This window comes from Bartonella sp. B1099 (assembly GCF_944801835.1).
In the GTDB taxonomy this organism is placed as follows: Bacteria; Pseudomonadota; Alphaproteobacteria; order Rhizobiales; family Rhizobiaceae; genus Bartonella.
The window spans coordinates 895,280-919,753 of the sequence record NZ_CALYLN010000001.1; the positions used below are offsets into that span (position 1 = coordinate 895,280).

At 39.9% G+C, this 24,474-nt stretch carries 10 protein-coding genes; all 10 read left to right on the forward strand.

What is annotated here, in order from left to right; translation table 11 throughout:
- Positions 1 to 201: 201 nt before the first annotated feature.
- The 10 genes from NNJ73_RS03725 to rlmH all read left to right on the forward strand — a co-directional run bounded on the left by NNJ73_RS03725 (position 202) and on the right by rlmH (position 24,352).
- Positions 202 to 15,609: a Vomp family autotransporter gene (locus tag NNJ73_RS03725; protein ID WP_254492771.1), complete on the forward strand. Its 15,408-nt coding sequence runs from the start codon at positions 202 to 204 to the stop codon at positions 15,607 to 15,609.
- A complete protein-coding gene (locus NNJ73_RS03730; protein WP_254493206.1) occupies positions 15,606 to 16,208 on the forward strand; it encodes an invasion associated locus B family protein in 603 nt (200 codons plus the stop codon). The genes NNJ73_RS03725 and NNJ73_RS03730 overlap by 4 nt, the downstream gene beginning before the upstream one ends.
- Positions 16,209 to 17,022: 814 nt before the next feature.
- On the forward strand, positions 17,023 to 18,333 hold the full coding sequence (locus tag NNJ73_RS03735; protein WP_254492772.1) for a Ppx/GppA phosphatase family protein: 1,311 nt from the start codon (positions 17,023 to 17,025) through the stop codon (positions 18,331 to 18,333).
- Positions 18,334 to 18,362: 29 nt separating this feature from the next.
- The gene (locus NNJ73_RS03740; protein WP_254492773.1) at positions 18,363 to 19,091 is read left to right on the forward strand and encodes an RlmE family RNA methyltransferase; all 729 of its coding nucleotides are present in this window, start codon (positions 18,363 to 18,365) and stop codon (positions 19,089 to 19,091) included.
- Positions 19,092 to 19,264: 173 nt separating this feature from the next.
- Positions 19,265 to 20,290 carry a GTPase ObgE gene (gene obgE, locus NNJ73_RS03745; RefSeq protein WP_254492774.1) on the forward strand — a complete coding sequence of 342 codons (1,026 nt, stop codon included), beginning with the start codon at positions 19,265 to 19,267 and terminating at the stop codon, positions 20,288 to 20,290.
- Between the two features lies 1 nt (position 20,291).
- Positions 20,292 to 21,431 (forward strand): glutamate 5-kinase, encoded by a 1,140-nt coding sequence (gene proB / locus NNJ73_RS03750; protein ID WP_254493207.1) that lies wholly within the window; start codon positions 20,292 to 20,294, stop codon positions 21,429 to 21,431.
- A gap of 43 nt (positions 21,432 to 21,474) precedes the next feature.
- Positions 21,475 to 22,731 carry a glutamate-5-semialdehyde dehydrogenase gene (locus tag NNJ73_RS03755; RefSeq protein WP_254493209.1) on the forward strand — a complete coding sequence of 419 codons (1,257 nt, stop codon included), beginning with the start codon at positions 21,475 to 21,477 and terminating at the stop codon, positions 22,729 to 22,731.
- 29 nt (positions 22,732 to 22,760) lie between these two features.
- Positions 22,761 to 23,354: a nicotinate-nucleotide adenylyltransferase gene (locus NNJ73_RS03760; RefSeq protein WP_254492775.1), complete on the forward strand. Its 594-nt coding sequence runs from the start codon at positions 22,761 to 22,763 to the stop codon at positions 23,352 to 23,354.
- A gap of 109 nt (positions 23,355 to 23,463) precedes the next feature.
- Entirely contained in the window at positions 23,464 to 23,868 is a 405-nt protein-coding gene (rsfS, locus tag NNJ73_RS03765) for a ribosome silencing factor (RefSeq protein ID WP_254492776.1), read from the forward strand.
- 1 nt (position 23,869) lies between these two features.
- Positions 23,870 to 24,352: a 23S rRNA (pseudouridine(1915)-N(3))-methyltransferase RlmH gene (rlmH, locus tag NNJ73_RS03770; RefSeq protein WP_254492777.1), complete on the forward strand. Its 483-nt coding sequence runs from the start codon at positions 23,870 to 23,872 to the stop codon at positions 24,350 to 24,352.
- Positions 24,353 to 24,474: the final 122 nt, after the last annotated feature.

A 24,474-nucleotide genomic window follows, 5' to 3' on the forward strand; every position in this document is an offset into this window, starting at 1 on the left:
TCTTATAAACATATTTCCAAAATTTCTCATTTAGATCCCATTACAGAAAGCAAACACAAAACACGATAAAAGACTCAAAACGTCTTTATTCAAAGAGCCGCTCTCAACTTCCCAATCCTACCTGAACGAGTGGCTAACAGAAAAATATGTCTTTTTTATGTTTTGGATGTGTTTTCAGATTTTTTCATTGGAGAGTTTGTTATGAAAAAATTATATGCCACACAAAGAGCGCGTACTTTGAAAGTTTTTTGTTTTTCTTTTGTTAAAGCGCTTTCATTAGCCACAGCGGCTACATTTTTATCAAATATTTCGCCTGTTTATGCGAAAAGCTTTGATATAATAGAACAAGTCCTCCAAAGTATAGAGAAAGCAACAGCAGTTTATTCTCAAGGCGAGGATAATCAGAACAGTTTTAACAATTCTAATTCATCCAATACAGGTTATTTAACGGCGCTGAATGCAGCACTAGCAGCAAAAATGAATGCTTCTAGTGATTATGTAAATTTTTTAAACGATATACTTTCCAGAAAAAGGAGTGATAATTCTTTTTTCAATTTTTTAGCCAAAGATGATAGTTATACGCAAGAAGATGTACAACCCGTAATTTTTAGCGCTAATGCCCAAAAAGGAGCTTCAGCCACGAGAGTTGCTTCCACTACTAGAGCCTATGACGCTGGTCACCCTCTTGAGATGGGTTTTAAAGCAAATGCAAAGCTTCACGATACTATTGCTCTAGGTCCGTTGGCAACGACGGAATCTGAACAGGCAATTGCTGTCGGCTTTACCGCTTTAGCTAAAGGGGGTAAGAATAGCATCGCGATAGGTTCTTCTCTAACCGATTCTACAGATGAAAAGAGTAGAACAGTTGCAGGTGCTGAGTATACAATAGCTTTCGGTAGTAAGGCGCATAGTTATGCGAAACAGGCGATTGCTATTGGTTATGATTCAATGTCTACAAAGGATGCGCTGTACGGGATTGTTATAGGTCCTCAGGCACAGGTGGCAAGAGAAGACGGCATAGCCATAGGCCGCATGGCACATGCTTTAGGGAAAAGCAGTACCGCAATCGGTTCCGAATATAATGCAAGTGGCAAGGAAGATTATACAACCGCCAAGGGTGATTATTCAACAGCTGTAGGTGCTATTTCTAAAGCTTTTGGGTATGGTTCAACTGCCGTTGGTCATCGTTCCTATGCAACGGAAAAAGAGGCTGTTTCTATAGGGTTTTATTCGAGAGCAAATACAGATCATGCTGTTGCTTTAGGTGCTGATTCTATAGCAAGCGTTGCTGCTGGTGTTGCAGGCTATAGCCCTCTTTTACAGGGTGTAGCGACAGATACGAGCTTTACATGGAAAAGTACTTATGGTGCCGTGAGTGTTGGTGATCTTGCTAAAAGTAAAACACGACAAATTGGAGGAGTCGCGGCGGGTAGTGCAGATACTGATGCCGTGAATATTGCGCAGTTAAAGTCATTACAAACCTATGTAAACAAAGGTTGGAAACTATCTGTTAATGGTAAAAATACTGCTGTGGGAATAGATGATACGGTAGATTTTTCTACCGGAAGTAACAACCTTAACATCACCAAAGGCGAAAAAGACAATAAGGTAAAATTTGATTTAGCAAAGAACATTACACTGGAGAGTGTAACAGCAGGGAAGAACATTTTTGATGCCACGGGCTTGAAAATTATAGATGGTCCGCAAATAACCACTGCTGGTATTAATGCAGGCAGTAAAAAGATTATAAATGTAGCCGATGCTACAAATGATACCGACGCTGTAAATTTTTCCCAGTTAAAAAAAGCTGTGTCTGTGTCTAGAGACAATCTTTCTGAATGGTCTAAGAACAAAGTAAGACTAGGTGTGCCTGATAGCTCGACCACGAGAGGAAGTGTTGTGATAGGAACACGCTGGGAAGAAAAGCATGGTGATGGTGCTGCCGTCTTTCAAGGTCCAATAGCAAAATCCGATTTTGCAATAGCCATAGGCACAACCTCTTACGTTGATAGTAATGCTGACGAGGCAATTGCTATTGGTTATTTTGCAACAGCGCAAGCTAATGCTAAGGGAGCTATTGCTTTAGGTGCCTACACTGTTACGAGCGTCGGAGGAGGGATTTCTGGCTATGATCCTAAAACTGGAAAAGCTTCAACATCAACTGATCCTGAATGGAAATCTAAATATGGTGCTCTCGGTATTGGTGTTGAAAATCGTTCTACTCATAAGCTTAGCTCAACACGGCAGATTGTAGGTGTCGCAGCTGGCACGAATGATACCGATGCTGTAAACGTTGCGCAGTTAAAATCCTTAAGAGGACTGATTACAAGACAAGGAAGTTGGGGGCTTTCTGTTGGTGATAAGAATACAGCTATTGGTACCGGAGACAAATTAAGTTTAGAAGCTGGAAGTACAAATTTTAGCATTACAAGCAATGCAGAAGAGAAGAAGGTAACATTTGATTTAGCCAAAAACATTGCATTAGATAGTGTAACAGCGGGGAAGAACATTTTTGATGCCACGGGTTTAGTCATTACGAATGGTCCAAAGATGACGACGGACGGTATTGATGCAGGCAATAAAAGGATTACAAATGTAGTCGATGGTACGAATACGACCGATGCGGTGAACTTCGGGCAGTTAGATAAAGCCAAAAAAGAAGTCCAAGAACAAGTAGAAAAAAAAGTTCAAGAAGTCGAAAAGCAAATTGCATCCAATAGCTTTGTAAAACAAGATGCACAGACACAACACATCACCATTGGTAAGGAAACCGATGGTGATAAACTCGATATTACCAATAAAGATGGTGATGCTCGGACTATTTCTGGTGTAAACGCTGGTACTGAAGAAACTGATGCAGTAAACTTTGGACAGCTGCAGAAAATTCAAAAAGAAGTTACAGAACAAGTTGCTGCCAATAGCTTTGTAAAACAAGATGCACAGACACAACACATCACCATTGGTAAGGAAACCGATGGTGATAAAATTGATATTACCAATAAAGATGGTGGTGCTCGGACTATTTCTGGTGTAAACGCTGGTACTGAAGAAACTGATGCAGTAAACTTTGGACAGCTGCAGAAAATTCAAAAAGAAGTTACAGAACAAGTTGCTGCCAATAGCTTTGTAAAACAAGATGCACAGACACAACACATCACCATTGGTAAGGATACAGGTGGTGATAAAATTGATATTACCAATAATAATAAAGAGACACGTACGCTTACGGGTATAAAGAATGGTGATGTTTCACAAACTTCGAGTGATGCGATCACAGGATCACAGTTGTTTACGACAAATCAAAATGTCTCTAATCTCCAAACTGCCGCTACAGATATAGCGAAGACCTTTGGAGGTAATGCTGGATATCAGGATGGCAAATGGAGTGCGCCAACTTTTACAGTGAAAACTGTTAACGGAGAGGGCAAGGAAGAAGAAAAGACTTATACGAATGTCGCAGATGCTTTTGAAGGAGTTGGTACTTCTTTTACAAATGTTCAGAATAAAATTACCAATGAGATTACCAACCAGTTTAATAATACGATTACCAATGTTAAGGGCGATTCCTTGTTATGGAGTGATGATGCCGAAGCCTTTGTAGCTAAGCATAAAAAGGCTGGAGATGAAGAAGGTAAAGCAAAAACTGCAAGCAAGATCACCTTTCTCGCACAAGGTGATATTAACGCTATCTCTACCGATGCAATCAATGGCTCCCAGCTTTATACTTTAGGTGACAATGTCGCGAAGTCTTTCGGTGGTGATGCTCGTTATGAGAATGGCAAATGGAGTGCGCCAACTTTTACAGTGAAAACTGTTAACGGAGAGGGCAAGGAAGAAGAAAAGACTTATACGAATGTCGCAGATGCTTTTGAAGGAGTTGGTACTTCTTTTACAAACGTTCAGAATAAAATTACCAATGAGATTACCAACCAGTTTAATAATACGATTACCAATGTTAAGGGCGATTCCTTATTGTGGAGTGAAGCTGATCAAGCCTTTAGTGCTCAGCATGGGGAAGAAAAAGACAGAAAAAATAGCAAAATTAAGTTTGTTACTGGTGGAGATTTATCTGCTAACTCAGATGAAGCTGTAAATGGTGGTCAGATATACACACTGGGTACCAATTTTGCTAGTTATCTGGGTGGTGGTGCTGGCTTTGGAAATGGAAACTGGAGTAATCCAACTTTTAAAATTAAACGCGTTAAAGCTGATGGTAAAGAAGAAGAGAAAATCTACACAAATGTCGCAGCTGCTTTTGAAGGTGTTGGTACTTCTTTCACAAATATAAAAGATGAGATTACCAATCAGATTAATCATGAGATTAGCAATGTACAAGGTGATAGCCTTGTTAAGAAGAATGCCACAACGAACCTCATCAATATTGGTAAAGAAGTATTAGGCAGTGAAATCAATATTACCAATAGAGAGAACGAGGCACGAATCCTTTCTGGTGTAAAAGCTGGTACTAAAAGCACCGACGCTGTAAATTTTGCACAGCTAAAAGAATTGGCCAAAGGATGGAAAATTAACACGACTGGTAGCAATGGTTTCAAAGATGCTATCGCTGATGGGCAATATTCACTTGCTATAGGCTCTGGGGCATCTGCACTTGATGCGAACACTGTAGCTTTGGGGGCGAACGCGCAAGCAACGGTGAATTCAGGAGTTGCTCTAGGAGCGTATTCTGTAGCGGATGTTGGTAGTCAAGCTGGTTATGAGCCTTTGATAGGGCAACAAACAATTAAAATGACTTATGAGTGGAAAAGTACATTAGGTGCCGTTAGTGTTGGTGATAATACTAATAAGTTTTCCCGGCAAATTACAGGGGTAGCCGCTGGGTTTCAAGATACTGATGCGGTGAATGTTGCACAGTTGAAGTCTTTACGGGACTACGTGGACAAAGGCTGGAAACTGTCTGTTGACGGTAAAAATGCTAAAGCTGTGGGGATAGATGATACGGTAGATTTTGCAGCTGGAAGTAAAAATTTTGAAATTACCAAAGGTGAGGGTGACAATAAGGTAAAATTTGATCTCGCAAAGGACATTACGCTGGGTAGCGTAACGACTGGTACGAATACTTTAGATGCAATGGGTTTAAAAATTGTGAATGGTCCTCAAATAACGACTAATGGTATTCATGCTGCCGGTAAAAAGATCACAGGAGTGTTAGAGGGTACTAATAAGACCGATGCAGTGAATTTTGGACAATTGAATAAAACCAAGCAAGAAGTCCAAGAACAAATACAAAAACAAGTTCAAGAAGTCGAAAAGCAAGTCGCGGCCAATAGTTTTGTGAAACAAGATTCTGTAACGAGATCTATCACTATTGGGAAGGATACAGATGGCGATGAAATTAATATTTCCAACAAAGATAAAGCAGATCGCACTCTTTCAGGTGTTAAGGCAGCAGAGAAAGATAATGAAGCAGTTAATAAAAAACAACTCGAAGACAGCTTGAAAGGTCTTTCTAAGGATCTTCAGTCAGATGATTCTGCAGTTGTGCATTATGATAAACAAGAAGATGGCACCATTAATTATGCGAGTGTAACTTTTGGTGGTAAAGAGAACACCCTCACAGCGCTTCACAATATTGCTGATGGTGCGATTTCTTCAGAATCCCATGATGCAATCAATGGTGGTCAGATTAACAAAATCGGTGAGGATATTGCTAAGTTCTTGGGTGGAGAAGCATCTTTTAAAAACGGTGTTCTTACAGAGCCAACTTATAAATTATCTTACGTTGCGACAGATGGTGTGGTAACAGATAGCTCTTATCAAGGTGTTGGAACAGCTTTTGCAGCTCTTGATACGAATATCAAGCATGTGAATAATCGTATTAAAGAAGTCTCTGAAGGTGTTGCACAGGATTCTTTATCATGGAGTGACACGGATAAAGCCTTTAGTGCTCTTCATGGAGCAGATCAGGAAAGAGGGTCTAGTAAAATTACCCACATTTTGGATGGAAATATTGCTTTTGGTTCTACGGATGCAGTTACAGGTAACCAACTCTATTCGATGAACAAGAAGTTAGCGAGCTATTTAGGTGGTGGCGCCGGCTATGATACAGAAGGCAACTGGAAAGCGCCAAGCTTTAAAGTTAAAACAGTTAAAAAGGATAGTAATAAAGTTGAAGAAATTGCCTATGATAATGTTGCGGATGCATTTGCAGGCATTAGCACTTCTATTACAGATGTTCATAATGAGGTGAATAACCAAATCACCAATATTGTTAGTGATAGTCTTGTCAAGCAGGATGAGACAGGTCTTATCAAGATAGGTGCAGAAAAAGAGGGCGGTGCAATCAATATTGCCAACAAAGATAAAGCAGATCGCACTCTCTCAGGTGTTAAGGAAGCAGTGAATGGTAATGAAGCTGTTAACAAAGCGCAATTGGATACAAATATCAAGAAAGTTGAAGATCAACTAAAGAATGCGGTTAACGAGTTTACTGAAAACATAACAAATGTTACACAACACGTTCAAGGTGATGCTTTATTGTGGAGCAAGACTGACAAAGCCTTTAGCGCTCAGCATGGTGAAGGTGATGAAAAGACAGATCGTAAGATTACGCACCTTAAGGCTGGAGACGTTACTGCGGATTCAACGGATGCAATCAATGGTGCTCAACTTTTTGCAACCAATAAAAATGTTACAGCAGTAAAAAATGATTTAAATACAGTTTCTAATAATACATCCCAGTACTTAGGTGGTAATGCTGATGTTTTAAGTGGTATCGCACCAACTTTTTCGGTCCAGAATAAGGACTATCATAGTGTTGGTGAAGCATTTGAAGGTGTTGATAGTTCTTTTACAAAACTTCATGAAGAGATTAATAAAAATAACAATGAAGTTACACAACATATTGAGAAAGATGCTTTGTTATGGAACGATGATGCGCAAGCATTTGTAGCGCGTCATGAAAAAAGCAAAGAAGAAAAAGGCAAAGAAATCCTAGAAAACAGTAAAATTACCCACATTTTGGATGGAAATATTGCTTTTGGTTCTACGGATGCGGTTACAGGTGGACAACTCTATTCGATGAACGAGAAGTTAGCGAGCTATTTAGGTGGTGGCGCCGGCTATGATACAGAAGGCAACTGGAAAGCGCCTACCTTTAAAGTCAAAACAGTTAAAAAGGATAGTAATAAAGTTGAAGAAATTGCCTATGATAATGTTGCGGATGCATTTGCAGGCATTAGCACTTCTATTACAGATGTTCATAATGAGGTGAATAACCAAATCACCAATATTGTTAGTGATAGTCTTGTCAAGCAGGATGAGACAGGTCTTATCAAGATAGGTGCAGAAAAAGAGGGTGGTGCAATCAATATTGCCAACAAAGATAAAGCAGATCGCACTCTTTCAGGTGTTAAGGCAGCAGAGAAAGATAATGAAGCTGTTAACAAAGCGCAATTGGATACAAACATCAAGAAAGTTGAAGATCAACTAACGAATGCGGTTAACGAGTTTACTGAAAACATAACAAATGTTACACAACACGTTCAAGGTGATGCTTTATTGTGGAGCAAGACTGATAAAGCCTTTAGCGCTCAGCATGGCGAAGGTGATGAAAAGACAGATCGCAAAATTACGCATATTTTAGATGGTGATATTACTAAAGGTTCTACGGATGCGGTTACAGGTAACCAACTCTATTCGATGAATGAGCAGCTTGCGAGCTATTTAGGTGGTGGAGCAGGCTATGATGAGAAAGGCAAGTGGAGTGCTCCTGTCTTTAAGGTTAAGAAATTCGATGATAGTGGCAAAGCAACAGAGCAAGAATATAAAACTGTAGCTGAAGCTTTTGAAGGTGTGAATCAATCCTTCACGAATATTCATAATGAAGTGAATGAGCAAATTAATCAGGTTGTAGGGGACAGCCTTGTTAAACAAGATAAAGGTTCACATGTTATATCGGTTGGTGGTGAAACGAACGGCACTCAAGTAAGTTTTGCCAATGTTGATAAAGCCTCTCGGACGCTTTTGGGCGTGAAAGATGGAGATCTTTCAGCGGGTTCGACAGAAGCAGTAAATGGTTCCCAACTTTATTCTTTAGGCAATACGTTAGCGAGCTATTTAGGTGGTGGAGCTAAGTATGAGGAAGGTAAATGGCAAGCCCCAAGCTTTAAAGTTAAAACAGTTAAGGATAATGGTGAATCTGAAGAGAAAGAGTATAAGAATGTAGCAGAAGCTTTGACAGGAGTTGGCACTTCTTTCACGAATATAAAAAATGAAATAACCAACCAGATTAATCATCTTCAATCAGATGATTCAGCGGTTATTCATTATGATAAAAAAGAAAAAGATGAAATTGATTATACGAGTGTAACTTTCGGTAAAGGTAAGAATTCTACAGCTGTTGGTCTTCATAATGTAGCAGATGGTCAGATTGCCAAGGATTCACACGATGCAATCACTGGAGGTCAGATCAATACCATTGGTGAGAGTATTGCTAAGTTTTTAGGAGGTGAAGCATCCTTTAAAGATGGCAGTCTTACACAGCCAACCTATAAATTATCTGATGTTTCTACAGAAGGTAAGGTAACGGATAAGACGTTTACCGATGTTGGTTTAGCCTTTGCAGGTCTTGATAAGAATATCCAGAATGTTAATGATCGTATTAAGGAAGTCTCAGAGGGTGTTGCACAAGATTCTTTATCATGGAGCCGGGATGACAAAGCCTTTAGTGCACAACATGGCAAAGAAGGAGCAAAAACAAATAGCAAGATTAAATTCCTTGCCAATGGGGAGATTTCATCAGCTTCCACAGAAGCAGTAAATGGTTCCCAACTTTATTCATTAAATCAAACGGTCGCGCAGTACTTTGGTGGTGGTACTAAGTATGAAAATGGCAACTGGACAGCTCCGAGCTTTACGCTTAAAAGCTTCAAAGACGGTAAAGAAAATGGAACAAAGACTTATCATAATGTAGCGGATGCATTTTCCGATATTGATTCTAATTTTACAAATGTCGTTAATAACTTTACTGAGCAAGTTACGAATATCACTCAAGAAGTTCAAGGTGATGCTCTGTTATGGGATAAGGAAAGTAAAGCCTTTGTCGCCCAACATGGAGAAAAAGAAGGTAAAAAAGAAAATAGTAAAATCACCTTTCTGGCGAATGGAGACGTTACTGTGGATTCCACGGATGCAGTGACAGGCTCCCAGCTTTATTCCTTACAGGATCAGTTTGCAAAATATTTAGGCGGTGGAGCAGGCTATGATGAGAAAGGCAAGTGGAGTGCTCCTGTCTTTAAGGTTAAGAAGTTCGATGATAATGGCAAAGCAACAGAGCAAGAATATAAAACTGTAGCTGAAGCCTTTGAAGGTGTGAATCAATCCTTCACGAATATTCATAATGAAGTGAATGAGCAAATTAACCAAGTTGTAGGAGACAGCCTTGTTAAACAAAATGAAAAGACACATGTCATATCGGTTGGTGGTGAAACGAACGGCACTCAAGTAAGTTTTGCCAACAGTGATGGTACAGAACGGGTCCTTTCTGGAGTTAAAGGAGGTGATCTTTCAGCCAAATCGACAGAAGCGGTGAATGGTTCCCAGCTTTATTCTATGAGCAATACGTTAGCGAGCTATTTAGGTGGTGGAGCAGGCTATGATGAGAAAGGCAAGTGGACTTCTCCAAGCTTTAAGGTTAAGAAATTCGATGATAGTGGCAAAGCAACAGAGCAAGAATATAAAACTGTAGCTGAAGCTTTTGAAGGCGTGAATCAATCCTTCACGAATATTCATAATGAAGTGAATGAGCAAATTAACCAAGTTGTAGGAGACAGCCTTGTTAAACAAGACAAAGGTTCACATGTCATATCGGTTGGTGGTGAAACGAACGGCACTCAAGTAAGTTTTGCCAACAGTGATGGTACAGAACGGATCCTTTCTGGAGTTAAAGCAGGTAATCTTTCAGCTACTTCAACCGAAGCGGTGAATGGTTCCCAACTTTATTCTTTAGGCAATACGTTAGCGAGCTATTTAGGTGGTGGAGCTAAGTATGAGGAAGGTAAATGGCAAGCCCCAAGCTTTAAAGTTAAAACAGTTAAGGATAATGGTGAATCTGAAGAGAAAGAGTATAAGAATGTAGCAGAAGCTTTGACAGGAGTTGGCACTTCTTTCACGAATATTAAAAATGAAATAACCAACCAGATTAATCATCTTCAATCAGATGATTCAGCGGTTGTTCATTATGATAGAGACGATAAAAATGGTACTGTTGATTATGGAAGTGTAACTTTTGGTGGTAAAGATAAAACCGCCACTGCTCTTCACAATATTGCTGATGGAAATATTGCTTCTGGCTCTACGGATGCTATTACGGGTAACCAACTCTATTCTCTGAACAGTACAATTTCGACCTATTTAGGTGGAGGTACGAAATATGAGAATGGTGTATGGACGGCACCAGACTTCAAAGTCAAGCGGTTCAATAAGGATGGTGAAACTGAAGAACAGATCTATCACACTGTTGCGGATGCGTTTGCAGGTGTTAGCACTTCTATTACAGATGTTCATAATGAGGTAAACAATCAGATTAGCCAAGTTGTTAGTGATAGTCTTGTTAAGCAAGCAAAAGAAACAGATCCAATTACTATTGGTAAAGAAGTCGCCGGCACTGAAGTTAATATTGCCAACAAGGATCAAGGGGATCGTACGCTTTCTGGCGTTAAGGCAGCAGAGAAAGATAATGAAGCAGTTAATAAAGCGCAACTTGATCAAAGTTTGGAGCAGCTTTCTAATAGTCTTCAATCAGATGATTCAGCGGTTGTTCTTTATGATAAGAAGGATGGTAAAATTGATTATACAAGTGTAACGCTTGGAAAAGGTCCAAATGCAGCCCCTGTCGCTTTGCATAATGTTGCTGATGGTCAGATTGCTGAGAATTCCCATGATGCGGTTACCGGTGGTCAGATTAACACGATCTCTCAAGATGTTGCTAAGTTTTTAGGTGGAGATACATCCTTTAAAGAAGGTTCCTTTACAGGACCAACCTATAAATTATCGAGTGTTGATACTCATGGTCAGGTAAGTTCGACAGAGTTTAAAGATGTTGGTTCTGCTTTTGCAGGACTTGATAAGAATATCCAGAATGTTAATGATCGTATTAAGGAAGTTTCAGAGGGTGTTGCCCAAGATTCTTTATCATGGAGCCGGGATGACAATGCCTTTAGTGCACAACATGGAGAAGGCAAAGACAGAACAGCTAGCAAAATTACCCACATTTTGGATGGTAATGTTACTAAGGGCTCTACAGATGCGGTTACAGGTGGACAGCTTTATTCGATGAACAATACCCTTGCGAGCTATTTTGGTGGTGGAGCTGAATACAAAGAAGGCAACTGGGTAGCTCCAAGCTTCAAAGTTAATACAGTGAATACTGCTGGCGATAAGGTTGAAGAGAAGAGCTATGATAGTGTTGCGGCAGCTTTTGAAGGTGTAGGAAGTTCTTTCACGAATCTTCATAATGAAGTGACGAATGCCGTTACGAATATTAACAATCACATTAACAATGTTGTGAGTGATAGTCTTGTTAAGCAGGATGCTGACAGCAAGGTGATCAAGATAGGCGCGGAAAAAGGTGGTAGCAGCATTAACATTGCCAACAGTGGTGATGCCGCTCGGACCCTCACAGGCGTAAAAGCAGGAGCGCTCACAGAAGCATCGACCGATGCCGTGAATGGCTCTCAACTTTATTCGATGAATACTACGCTTGCGACCTATTTTGGTGGTGGAGCTGAATACAAAGAAGGCAACTGGGTAGCTCCAAGCTTCAAGGTTCATACAGTAAGTTCTGATGGTAGCAAGGTTGAAGAGCAGAGCTATAAGACAGTAGCGGAAGCGTTTGCTGGGGTTGGAAGTTCTTTCACGAATATTCATAAAGAGCTTAAGAATGAGATTAACCAAGTTGTGGGAGACAGTCTTGTTAAGCAAGATGAGAAGACACATGTTATAGCGGTTGGAGGTGAAAAGAGCGGAACTGAAGTTACGTTTGCGAATACCGATGGAGCGTCACGGAGCCTCACAGGTGTAAAAGCAGGAGCGCTCACCGAAACATCGACAGATGCAGTAAATGGTAGTCAGCTTTTTGCGACCAATCAGAATGTTACGACTGTCACGAATAATCTTAAAACAGTTTCTGAGAATACTTCGAAGTCCTTAGGAGGTGGAGCCGATGTATTGCAAGGTGTTGCGCCGACTTATACGGTTCAGGAAAAGAATTATCAGAGTGTAGCGGAAGCCTTTGGTGGTGTTGATCGTTCATTTACAGAGCTTCATGAAGAGATTACGAAAAATACGAATGAGGTTAGTGAAAATATTAAGCAGAATGCGTTGTTATGGAGTGAAGCTGACAAAGCCTTTAGCGCTCAGCATGGAGAAGGCAAAGAAAGAACATCTAGCAAGATTACGTCTCTTGCGAATGGAGATATTACTGCAAACTCCATGGATGCGATCAATGGCTCTCAGCTTTATTCGATGAACAATACACTGGCGAGCTATTTTGGTGGTGGTGCTGAATATAAAGAGGGCAAATGGACGGTTCCAAGTTTCCAAGTTTCGCAACTTTCTGATGATGGTACTTCTTCTGAAAAGACATATAATAATGTTGCGGATGCGTTTGGTGGTGTAAATAACTCTTTCAAGAGTATTCATAATGAGATGACGAATGCTGTTACGAATATTAACAATCAGATTAGCCAAGTTGTTAGTGATAACCTTGTTAAACAGGATGCTACAACAAACCTCATCAACATTGGTAAAGAAGTCGCCGGCACTGAAGTTAATATTGCCAACAAGGATCAAGGGGATCGTACGCTTTCTGGTGTTAAGGCGGCAGTAAATGACAATGAAGCAGTTAATAAAGCGCAACTTGATCAAAGTTTGGAGCAGCTTTCTAACAGTCTTCAATCAGATGATTCAGCGGTTGTTCTTTACGATAAGAAGGAAAATGGTGAGACTGATTATACGAGTGTAACTCTTGGAAAAGGTCAAAAAGCAGCTCCTGTTGCATTGCATAATGTTGCTGATGGTCAGATTGCTGAGAATTCCCATGATGCGGTTACCGGTGGTCAGATTAACACGATCTCTCAAGATGTTGCTAAGTTTTTAGGTGGAGAAACATCTTTTAAAGATGGTACCTTTACAGGTCCAACCTATAAGTTATCTCAGGTTGATGAAAAGGGAGAAGCGAAGCAGGCTGAGTTTAAAGATGTTGGTTCTGCGTTTGCAGGACTTGATACGAATATCAAGAATGTGAACAATCATCTCACGAATATTGTTGAAGACTTTACTCAACAAATCACGGATATTACTCAAGAAGTTAAGGGTGATGCGTTGTTATGGAGTCAAGATAAAGAGGCTTTTGTAGCGACCCATGGCATTGATGCTGAGAAGAAGAATAGTAAGATCACGTTACTTGCGAATGGTAGTGTTACTGAAGATTCCACGGATGCGATTAATGGTTCTCAGCTTTATTCGATGAACAATACACTGGCGAGCTATTTTGGTGGTGGTGCGAGTTATGAGAATGGTCAGTGGATTGCTCCAAGCTTCAAGGTTAACACTGTCAGCGAGGATGGTAAAAAGGTTGAAGAGCAGAGCTATGATAATGTAGCGAAAGCCTTTGCGAGTGTTGGTACATCTTTCACGAATCTTCATAATGAGCTTAAGAATGAAATCAGCCAAGTTGTCAGTGATAGTCTTGTTAAGCAGGATGAAGAGAGTAAGGTCATCAAGATTGGTTCTGAGAAAGAGGGAACAGAAATCACCATAGCCAATAGTGATGGTGCAGTACGTAGTCTCTCTGGTGTAAAAGCAGGAACCCTTTCAGCAGATTCAACAGAAGCCGTAAATGGTGGTCAGCTATATTCCTTGAATCAGACGCTTGCGAACTATTTTGGTGGTGGTGCTAAGTTTGAGAATGGTCAATGGCGTGCTCCAAGCTTTAAGGTTAACACTGTCAGCGAGGATGGTAGTAAGGTTGAAGAGCAGAGCTATGATAATGTAGCGAAAGCCTTTGCGAGTGTTGGTACATCTTTCACGAATCTTCATAATGAGCTTAAGAATGAAATCAGCCAAGTTGTCAGTGATAGTCTTGTTAAGCAGGATGAAGAGAGTAAGGTCATCAAGATTGGTTCTGAGAAAGAGGGAACAGAAATCACCATAGCCAATAGTGATGGTGCAGTACGTAGTCTCTCTGGTGTAAAAGCAGGAACCCTTTCAGCAGATTCAACAGAAGCCGTAAATGGTGGTCAGCTATATTCCTTGAATCAGACGCTTGCGAACTATTTTGGTGGTGGTGCGAGTTATGAGAATGGTCAATGGAGTGCTCCAAGCTTCAAAATATTGAGCTTTAACGAGGATGGAAGTTCTGAGGAAACGAGTTATAATAATGTTGCTGCAGCTTTTGCGGGTGTGAATCAATCATTCACGAAGCTTCAACATGAACTTTCAGAGACTGTTGAGCAGAATGCGTTGTTGTGGAGTGATGGGGAAGAAGCTTTTGTAGCACTACATGGCAAAGGTTCAGAGAAGCACAATAGCAAGCTGCGCCATCTTGTTGATGGAGATATTTCTGCGGGTTCGACAGAAGCGATCACGGGTAACCAGTTGTATCAGTTGAATCAGACGTTAGCGGCTTATTTAGGCGGTGGAGCGAGTTATCAGGGCGGACAATGGACAGCGCCTCAATTCCAAATAACGCAGTTCAAGAGTGATGGCAGTTCTTCAGAGAGTAAGAGCTATGATAATGTAGCTGGTGCCTTTGAAGGCGTTAATGGAAGTTTGTCAGGTATTAACGATCGGATTAATAATGTAGCGCAGAATGTTACTTCGAACAGTTTGAACTGGAATGGTGATTTAGGAGGCTATGATGGTCGTCACAATGGAGAAGACAGTAAGATTACGCATGTAGCGAATGGAGATGTATCGAAAGACTCGAAAGAAGTTGTGAATGGCGGTCAGCTTTGGGAGACGAACCAGAAAGTATCAGCGGTTGAACAGCATGTAGAAAAACTAGACCAACATGTTAAGGATGTTGAAAGTGCGGTTACGAATGGAGCTGTTAACTATGATAAGGACGAGGCTGGTAATAAGACGAACAAAATCACATTAGTTGGAGGCAATGAAAGTGATCCTGTGTTGATAGATAATGTAGCGGAAGGTCGGATTGAGAGTGGTTCGAAGGAAGCTATCAATGGCGGTCAATTGCATGATTATACGGAACAGCAGATGAAGATAGTTCTTGAAGATGCGAAGAAGTATACGGATGATCATGTTACTGATATAGTCAACAATGGTGTTAATGAGTCCAAAGCTTATACAGATATGAAGTTTGAGACGTTAAATTATGCTGTTGAGGATGTTCGGAAAGAAGCAAGACAGGCTGCGGCTATTGGTTTGGCAGTGTCTAACTTACGTTACTATGACATACCAGGATCTGTAAGTGTCTCATTTGGTAGTGGTTTGTGGCGCAGCCAATCTGCCTTTGCTGTTGGTGCTGGTTATACGTCTGAAGATGGAAATATTCGTTCGAATGTATCTATTACAAGTGCTGGAGGCCATTGGGGCATAGGTGCGGGGATTACTCTGAGGTTGAGATGATAATAGAAAAAATGATTATTATTATGAAAAAAAGAAGAATGTTAGTGAAGATTCTGTTTGCTCTTGTCTTACTAGGCAAGGGCGAAGGCTTTGCTAATGAGAATAATAGTATTTATACAATTCATCCACCGCACTTATCGATACCTAGGGGAGAACCAGGTGAAACACGTCGAATTATTATGCAGTTTTATGACTGGACTTTAATTTGTGACGAAAAACAAAAGCTTAAGCTTAAGCAAGGTATATGTAATGTGACACAGACTGTTCATGATCAGGAAGGAAATACCATTTTTAGTTGGTCTCTTGTTTCTACGACAAATGGACAAGCTGTGATGCTTTTTCGAACATTGCCAAATTCTGATATAAATGTTCCGATTCAAATGTTTGTGAAAGGTGTAAAAAAACCTGTTCTTATTCATTATACGCAGTGTAATGAAACGGTTTGTTTGGCACAATCACCTGTAGGTCCGGTTATTACGAAACAAATAGAGCAGGACAATAAAGTACGTATTTCCTATAAGCTTAAAGATGGAAAGGTATTTTCTTTTACTGTACCATTTAAAGGGCTAAACGCAGCACTTAATTCTTTGCGTCCTTAGAAATTCATCGGAAATTTTTAACAAGAGTCATTTTTTCATAAATCGTTGTGTTATATTTTTGAATGTAAATTATAAGGTGAAATAAGTGAGAAGTTTTATATAATATAATAGAAAATTAGGTTAAAGCTTTTCACAAATCGTAGAGAGTAATTGCGTTAGTTCTTAGCAATAAAAAGTTATGAGAAACACTTAAATTTTAAATAATAGAAATATGGCTTTTTAGAGCGGTTTGATTAAGCATTAATATTTTTCAATTGAAATGTTATAATAACAAGTAAATTTATAATCTTAGAGAATTTTTTGAACGATAGTTTTTCTTTGTATTCACGATATAACGCTACCGTAATTGTATTTTGTCTGACCATGAAACTTTTATTCTAGCGTAATCAAAGCCATTTTGTTGAATATAACAAACGAGGCTTGTGTATGGAACACGCGGTTGAAAAAAGAATCTCCTCTCTGTATAGGTTGTTGCAACCTTAAGCGTTAGCAAAGAGTACGAAAGTGCCTGTTTGTTATAATAGAATTATATTTCGTATAAATGACATAAAAATAGCATAATTTACAAAATTGCTGTGAATGTAAACGATTAGTTTATAGTTTTAAGTTCATAAAGAGAAGCATGACTTCACGGAAACAACCAAAAAATTATACAAAATCTGAATGATACAAGCGTAGAAAGTTTCGATGATAAGAAAAAAGGGAATGGTTTCTTGTATTTTATCATTTGATGCTGCATTGTTGCTTTATTTAGGAATAAGCAGAAGAGTTTTCGCGTTTATTTATTGGGGGAAACGCTCAAGGGATAAGAGAAATGACCCCGTTAAATTATGGTTCAAAAGAGTCCAAGCAAGGAGAATCATACGATCCCAACGAAAATCAGTTGTATGATCAGTGTGGGAATAATAAAAATAATCATTCCTCATTGTCACGAACAGAGGCATGCTCTATCCTTGTTGATATAAAGAAACGACAAAGAAAAAGACATTGTGAACAGAAACAGGTTTTGATTCAATCGGAGACGGCTTTTAAGTTTCATCGTCAGACAATGATAGGTGCTCAAAAAACAAAAAAATGCCAAGCACCTTTTCTGCGACAGTTCTCTCAAGTAAAATCTCCACCTCTTTATGCGGCTCTTGATTTGGGGACGAATAATTGTCGTCTTCTTATCGCATCTCCTAGTAAACCTGGATATTTTCGTGTTGTTGATGCTTTTTCTCGTATTGTACGATTGGGAGAAGGTTTAATAAATAATGGTTTTCTTAATACACAAGCTATGGATCGCGCGATTGAAGCCTTAAAGATTTGTCGTTTAAAGCTAAAACAAAGGCATATTAAGCGTTATCGTTTGATTGCAACGGAAGCTTGCCGTTCAGCAGAAAATGGTAAACATTTTATTCAGCGTGTTTTGGATGAGACAGGTCTTGAATTAGAAATTGTTGATCGGCAAACAGAAGCACGTTTTGCTGTTACAGGATGTAGTACACTTGTTGAACCAAATACTGAGGCAATTGTACTCTTTGATATTGGAGGAGGATCATCAGAAATTGTTCTTCTTGATGTTTCTCAAAAGCGTTCTTTTCGTTTAGCGGGACAAATTACCGCTTGGACTTCTCTTCCTGTTGGTGTTGTTACGCTTGCTGAACGTTTTGGAGGGAATAATATTAGTTTAGACGAGTTTGAAAAAATGAAAAGTTATGTACGAGGGTTGTTAAATAATTTTTCAGATCGTCATAAATTAGGAGCGTTAGCGCAAGGATCAAAATTTCATCTTTTGGGAACTTCTGGTACGGTTACGACTTTAGCAGGGATGTATCTGAATTTAGAGCGTTATGATAGGAAAAAAGTGGATGGCATTTGGATGGATGATGCAGATATTACTCTTATGACAAAACGCTTATTGTCATGGGATATAGAAAAACGTATCATAAATCCTTTTATTGGGCGAGAGAGAGCAGATTTAGTTTTAGCCGGTTGTGCAATTTTAGATGTTATTCGAGAAATTTGGCCAAGTCAGCGTTTAAGAGTTGCTGATCGTGGATTAAGGGAAGGAATTTTGATAGAGCTCATGTTACGCGATGGTGTATGGTGTCGTCGTAGAAAGAGTAGAGATTTCAAGCGTTAGAAAATTAAATGTGGAGACAATGAATAACGATGAAAAAAACAACAAAAACCCCAACGGGTGGCTATGGAGGTTCAGGGTCACATGAATTATATCAGCGCGTAAAAAAGAAAGCTGGGACCATTAAAGCTTCGTCACGGCGATGGTTAGAGAGGCATTTGAATGATCCTTATGTTCATCAATCAAAAGTAGATGGTTATCGTTCGCGCGCGGCTTATAAACTCATTGAAATTAATGAGCGTTATAAATTTCTGAAAAAAGGTCAAAAGGTTATTGATCTAGGAGCGGCACCGGGGGGATGGTGTCAGGTAGCTGAGCGTATCGTAGGGTCAAGTGATGAAAAACCTAGTGTCGTTGGTATTGATTATTTGCATGTGGATCCATTGCCTAGAGTTGCAATGTTAGAAATGGATTTTTTACATGCAGATGCATCGCAGAAATTAATTGAAACTTTAGGGACAAAACCGGATGTGGTTCTTTCTGATATGGCAGCGCCAACAACAGGTCATCGTCAGACGGATCATTTAAGAACGATTTATCTATGTGAAGTTGCGGCTGATTTTGCTCTTTCGGTTCTCAAGCATGGGGGACATTTTTTAGCAAAGGCTTTTCAAGGCGGGGCAGAAAATACTCTTCTTGCAGTATTAAAACAGCATTTTAAAAAAGTCTATCATGTTAAACCACCCGCAAGTCGATCAGAATCAGTGGAGCTTTATCTTCTGGCGCTTGAATTTAAGGGAAAAACAAAAATACACGAATAGCGCCTTCTTTTAAGAAGACTTAAACTTTACTTAATTTCTTTAAATGGGATGATTTTTTCTCAAAGAGTTATCAGCGATCGTGACAGTTTTTCTGTTATCAAGGATGAAAAACTGGTAAAATTAATGTATTGCCTATAGAGGTAGAGAGATTGATTCCTCAGTGAGTGCTTCCAATGAAATTTCTTGATCAAGCTAAAGTTTATATCCGTTCAGGGAATGGAGGTTCTGGAGCAGTATCATTTCGCCGTGAAAAATTCATAGAATTTGGGGGGCCTGATGGTGGGAATGGAGGACGGGGTGGTGATGTCTGGGCTCTTGTTGTTGATGGGCTTAATACGCTGATTGATTATCGTTACCAACAACATTTTAAAGCAAAAACAGGAGGCCATGGTAAAGGACGTAATATGACGGGTGAGAAGGGTGATGATGTCATCCTTAAAGTTCCGGTTGGGACGCAAATTTTTGAAGAAGATAATACAACGTTAATCTGTGATTTGACAGAAGTAGGGCAGCGCTATTGCCTTGCAAAAGGAGGGAATGGCGGTTTTGGTAATCTTCACTTTACAACATCGACAAATCGGGCACCACGTCGTGCAAATCCAGGTTTGGCTGGAGAAGAGCGTGCAATATGGCTTCGTTTGAAGTTAATTGCTGATGCGGGGCTTGTTGGTTTACCCAATGCCGGAAAATCAACTTTTTTAGCTTCTGTAACGGCGGCAAAACCAAAAGTTGCAGATTATCCTTTTACCACTCTTCATCCTCATCTTGGTGTTGTACGTATTGATGGTCGTGAATTTGTTTTGGCTGATATTCCGGGGTTAATTGAAGGAGCCCATGAAGGGGTTGGAATTGGAGACCGTTTTTTAGGACATGTGGAGCGTTGTCGCGTACTCCTTCATTTGATTTCTGCTCAAGAAGAAGATGTTGCAAAAGCATATAAGATTGTGCGTCATGAACTTGAGGCCTATGGAAATAATCTAAGTGATAAAACTGAAATTGTTGCTTTAAGCCAGATAGATACTCTCACGATTGAAGAGCGTGAAGCTAAACGAGAAGCTTTGCAAAGAGTAGCGGGACAACCTGTTATGATGTTTTCTGCCGTGAGTCGTGAAGGTTTAGAAAATGTACTGCGTGCTGGTGCACATATTATTGAGATGTCACGCAAAGAGGAGAGGGGTGGGGATAGCAGGATTGATTGAGATGGCTGTTGGATTGCAAAAACTCACACACTATAAGCGTATCGTGGTCAAAATTGGATCTGCACTTTTGGTTGATCCTCAGACGGGTTTACGCGTTGAATGGCTTAAAAGCTTGATCAATGATGTTGTTGAATTGCACAAAAGAGGCGTAGAGATATTATTAGTGTCTTCAGGCGCTATTGCTTTAGGAAGGACATTGCTACAGCTTCCGAAAGGAGCCTTGAAGTTGGAAGAAAGTCAGGCATGTGCTGCTTTGGGACAAATTGAATTAGCGAAAACCTATGGGGATGCGCTTGCTCAACATGGGCTCAAAACAGGTCAAGTTTTGCTCACTTTATTTGATACGGAAGAGCGAAGGCGTTACCTCAATGCACGTGCGACGATTAATGTGCTTTTACGTTTTGGAGCAGTGCCCGTTATTAATGAGAATGATACTGTTGCGACAAATGAAATTCGTTATGGTGATAATGATCGTTTAGCTGCACGTGTGGCAACAATGATGGGGGCAGATCTTTTAATACTTTTATCTGATATTGATGGTCTTTATACAAAGTCTCCTCATAATGATCCAATGGCTGAATTTATACCCTTTGTTGCATCCATTACCCATGATATCGAAAAAATGGCAGATGTTGCTGCTTCAGAGTTTTCACGGGGGGGAATGAAGACTAAGCTTGATGCTGGAAAGATAGCCAATGCTGCTGGAACGGCGATGATTATTACTTCAGGTAAACGTATGAATCCTCTGGCGGCAATTGATAGAGGTGAACGCAAGAGTTTTTTTGCGGCCGGTGAGAAATCTGTTAGTGCTTGGAAAACATGGATTTCTGGTCATTTAGATCCGTCTGGTATTTTGACGATTGATCAAGGAGCCATTAAGGCCCTTGAATCAGGAAAATCATTATTAGCAGCAGGGGTTATTGCTGTTGAGGGAAATTTCCATCGTGGGGATACGGTTGCCATTGTTGATACAAATGGGGTTGAGATTGCGCGTGGACTTGTAAGTTATGGCAAAGATGAAGCTGTACGCATTATAGGGCGTAAAAGCGAAGAAATAGAATCTATACTTGGGTATGAGGCACGTTCTGCTATGGTACATCGTAATGATATGATTGTACGCTGCTTGATCAATTCTGTTTAAAAAGTTACTTTTGTTTTATTGTTTTGGTAGAGTGAATGATACGATGACTTTAGAAGAACAAATGAAAGATATGGGGAAAAAAGCACGCTCTGCCGCTGCAGTATTGGCTGTTGCTTCTTCTGAGCAAAAGAACAATGCGTTGGAAATGATTGCTTTAAGCCTGGAGGCTCATTCAGATGAAATTTTACGGGCGAATTGTCTGGATTTAGAGAAGGCTGCTCAGAATAATTTGAAAGCCGCAATGGTTGATCGGCTCAAATTAGATGAGTTGCGTTTGGGTGCAATGATAGATAGCGTTCGCCAAGTTGTTCGTTTATCTGATCCTGTTGGGCAGGTTATGAGTGCGTGGATACGCCCCAATGGGCTTCAGATAAGTCGTGTACGGACTTCGCTTGGTGTGATTGGCATTATTTATGAGAGTCGCCCGAATGTTACAATTGATGCGAGTGCTTTGTGCTTAAAAGCGGGCAATGCTGCGATTTTGCGTGGTGGTTCGGATAGTTTTCATTCTTCACATGCTCTTCATTGCGCGTTGGTACAAGGTTTAGAGCGCTCTGGTTTACCGAAAGATGCGGTTCAAATGGTTGACACGACAGACCGTGCTGCTGTTGGGGAAATGCTCAAAGGATTGGATGGAGCGATTGATGTGATCGTGCCACGTGGTGGAAAGAGTCTTGTTGCGCGTGTTCAGTCTGATGCGCGTGTTCCAATTTTTGCCCATTTAGAGGGGCTTTGTCATATTTATATTGATCAATCGGCCGATTTAGAGATGGCACGCAATATTGTTTTAAATGCGAAGTTGCGGCGGACAGGGATATGCGGTGCTGTTGAGACAGTTCTCATTGACAACAGGGCATTAAAAAAATTTCTTCCTGTTTTGACTGCTTTACAGGAGAAGGGGTGTGAAGTCCGTGCCACAGAAGATATTGCGTTTCTTCTGCCAGATATAAAACTAGCCTCTGAAGAAGACTGGTCACATGAATATCTTGATGCTATTCTTTCTGTTAAAACGGTTGAGGGAGTTGAGGGAGCCATTGCTCATATTAAGCGTTATTCCTCAGGGCATACGGAATCGATTATTGCTGAGGATATGGAAGTAGTGAAGAATTTTTTTAATCATTTGGATTCAGCTATTTTATTACACAATGCGTCCACACAATTTGCAGATGGAGGTGAATTTGGTTTTGGAATGGAAATTGGTATCGCAACAGGAAAAATGCATGCACGTGGTCCCATAGGTGTTGAACAACTAACATCATTTCAATATCATGTTAGAGGAAATGGTCAGGTTAGAGCTTGAAAAATCCATTTTTTCCATGGAAAGATCGTATGCCACATGTTGAAAGATCCAATGTTGTGGGTCTTTTTGGTGGTTCTTTTAATCCGCCGCATGTGGGGCATCTTCTTGTTGCAAAAATTGCTATTCGGCGTTTGCATCTTGATCAGTTATGGTGGATGGTTAGCCCAGGGAATCCTTTAAAGGATTGTACACAGTTACTTCCTTTAGAGGAGAGAATGCGATTAAGTTTTAAACTTATTGACCATCCGAAAATTCGCTTAACAGCTTTTGAGCAGGCTATAGGGAGCAAGGTATCAATTGATACGATTTTGCATATTCTTACCCATTACAGTGACGTAAATTTTGTATGGATTATAGGGGCAGATAGTTTTACAACGATTCATCATTGGTATCGATGGCGTGATATTGTCTCAATGCTTCCTATTGCAATTATTGATCGTCCTTTAGGCAATAAGTCAGCCCTCTCTTCTCCTATGGCACACATTTATCACCAGTTTCGTTTAGATGAAAGAGAAAGTGAACGATTACCTTTTATAAAGCCACCCGTTTGGACTTATTTGCATGGCCCTTTATCTTTTCAATCGTCAACAAACCTTCGTTTGAAGAAGAATGATTTTTCTTGAATAATTTATAAGATTCTGCTTCTCTTTAGAGAGTTTTTTTTACATTCTACAACAATAAGGAAGGAATACTGATCTGAAAAACGTTGTACAAAACCACTCTTACGATCTTATGCCCTTAACAGAAAAAAAAGTTTTTTCTGTTAAGGAGGGTCTTGAAATTATTCTCAAGAGTCTGGAAGATACAAAAGCAGAAGATATTGTTGCTATTGATATTCAAGGAAAGACATCTTTAGCTGATTATATGGTCATAGCTTCGGCAAATTCGCAGCGTCATGTATCTTCTATTGCCGATCATTTGTTACGCACTTTGAAAGACAGTGGGCAGAGGAAAGACAGTGGGCAGGGCTTTGCGCGTGTAGAAGGGCTTTCTGGAGGTGATTGGGTATTGATTGATACGGGTGATATTATCATTCACCTTTTTCGTCCAGAAATTCGTCTTTTTTATAATTTAGAAAAAATATGGATGGCTCCAGATTTAAGCAATACAAAATCGGTTCTCTTCGGAGATCATTAAAATGCAAATTTCTATTTTTGCAGTTGGTCGTATGAAAAGTGGAGCGGAGCAAAAATTGGTTCAGCATTATTTGGATCGTTTTTCTAAAAGTTCTGGAGCTGTAGGATTTCATTTAAAAAAGTTACAGGAGATACCAGAAAGTCGTGCTCAAACAGCATGTCAACGTATGGAAGAAGAGGGAAGGAGACTTATTGAATTTTTACCTGAAAAATGTCGATTAATTGTGTTGGATGAGCGTGGGGAGTCGATTTCTTCAGCTGCTTTTGCTGAAAAATTAGGGTGTTATCGTGATGAAGGCATTCGAGATGTCATCATTGCTTTGGGGGGACCTGATGGGCATAATGAACAAATAAGGAATCGTGCTGATTTTCTGTTATCTTTTGGTTTTATGACATGGCCACACCAAATTGCACGTATTCTCCTTACAGAGCAACTTTACCGTGCTGTAACAATTGCAAGTCATCACCCATATCATCGTTTTTAAATATTTTCGTTCAATTTTTAGCACTTAATTTATATATTTATTAATATAGTTTTAGCCGAAACCATTTAAAGCATCTTTCGTGTATACGTTGAGGTATCATGGTTTTTGCAAATGAAAAAGCT

Excerpts from the sequence above, each read along its gene's own strand:
- rsfS (WP_254492776.1), top strand. The coding sequence starts at position 23,464 with ATGCCCTTAACAGAAAAAAAAGTTTTTTCTGTTAAGGAGGGTCTTGAA.
- NNJ73_RS03755 (WP_254493209.1), top strand. The coding sequence starts at position 21,475 with ATGACTTTAGAAGAACAAATGAAAGATATGGGGAAAAAAGCACGCTCT.
- NNJ73_RS03735 (WP_254492772.1), top strand. The coding sequence starts at position 17,023 with ATGACCCCGTTAAATTATGGTTCAAAAGAGTCCAAGCAAGGAGAATCA.
- proB (WP_254493207.1), top strand. The coding sequence starts at position 20,292 with ATGGCTGTTGGATTGCAAAAACTCACACACTATAAGCGTATCGTGGTC.
- obgE (WP_254492774.1), top strand. The coding sequence starts at position 19,265 with ATGAAATTTCTTGATCAAGCTAAAGTTTATATCCGTTCAGGGAATGGA.
- NNJ73_RS03725 (WP_254492771.1), top strand. The coding sequence starts at position 202 with ATGAAAAAATTATATGCCACACAAAGAGCGCGTACTTTGAAAGTTTTT.
- rlmH (WP_254492777.1), top strand. The coding sequence starts at position 23,870 with ATGCAAATTTCTATTTTTGCAGTTGGTCGTATGAAAAGTGGAGCGGAG.
- NNJ73_RS03760 (WP_254492775.1), top strand. The coding sequence starts at position 22,761 with ATGCCACATGTTGAAAGATCCAATGTTGTGGGTCTTTTTGGTGGTTCT.
- NNJ73_RS03730 (WP_254493206.1), top strand. The coding sequence starts at position 15,606 with ATGATAATAGAAAAAATGATTATTATTATGAAAAAAAGAAGAATGTTA.
- NNJ73_RS03740 (WP_254492773.1), top strand. The coding sequence starts at position 18,363 with ATGAAAAAAACAACAAAAACCCCAACGGGTGGCTATGGAGGTTCAGGG.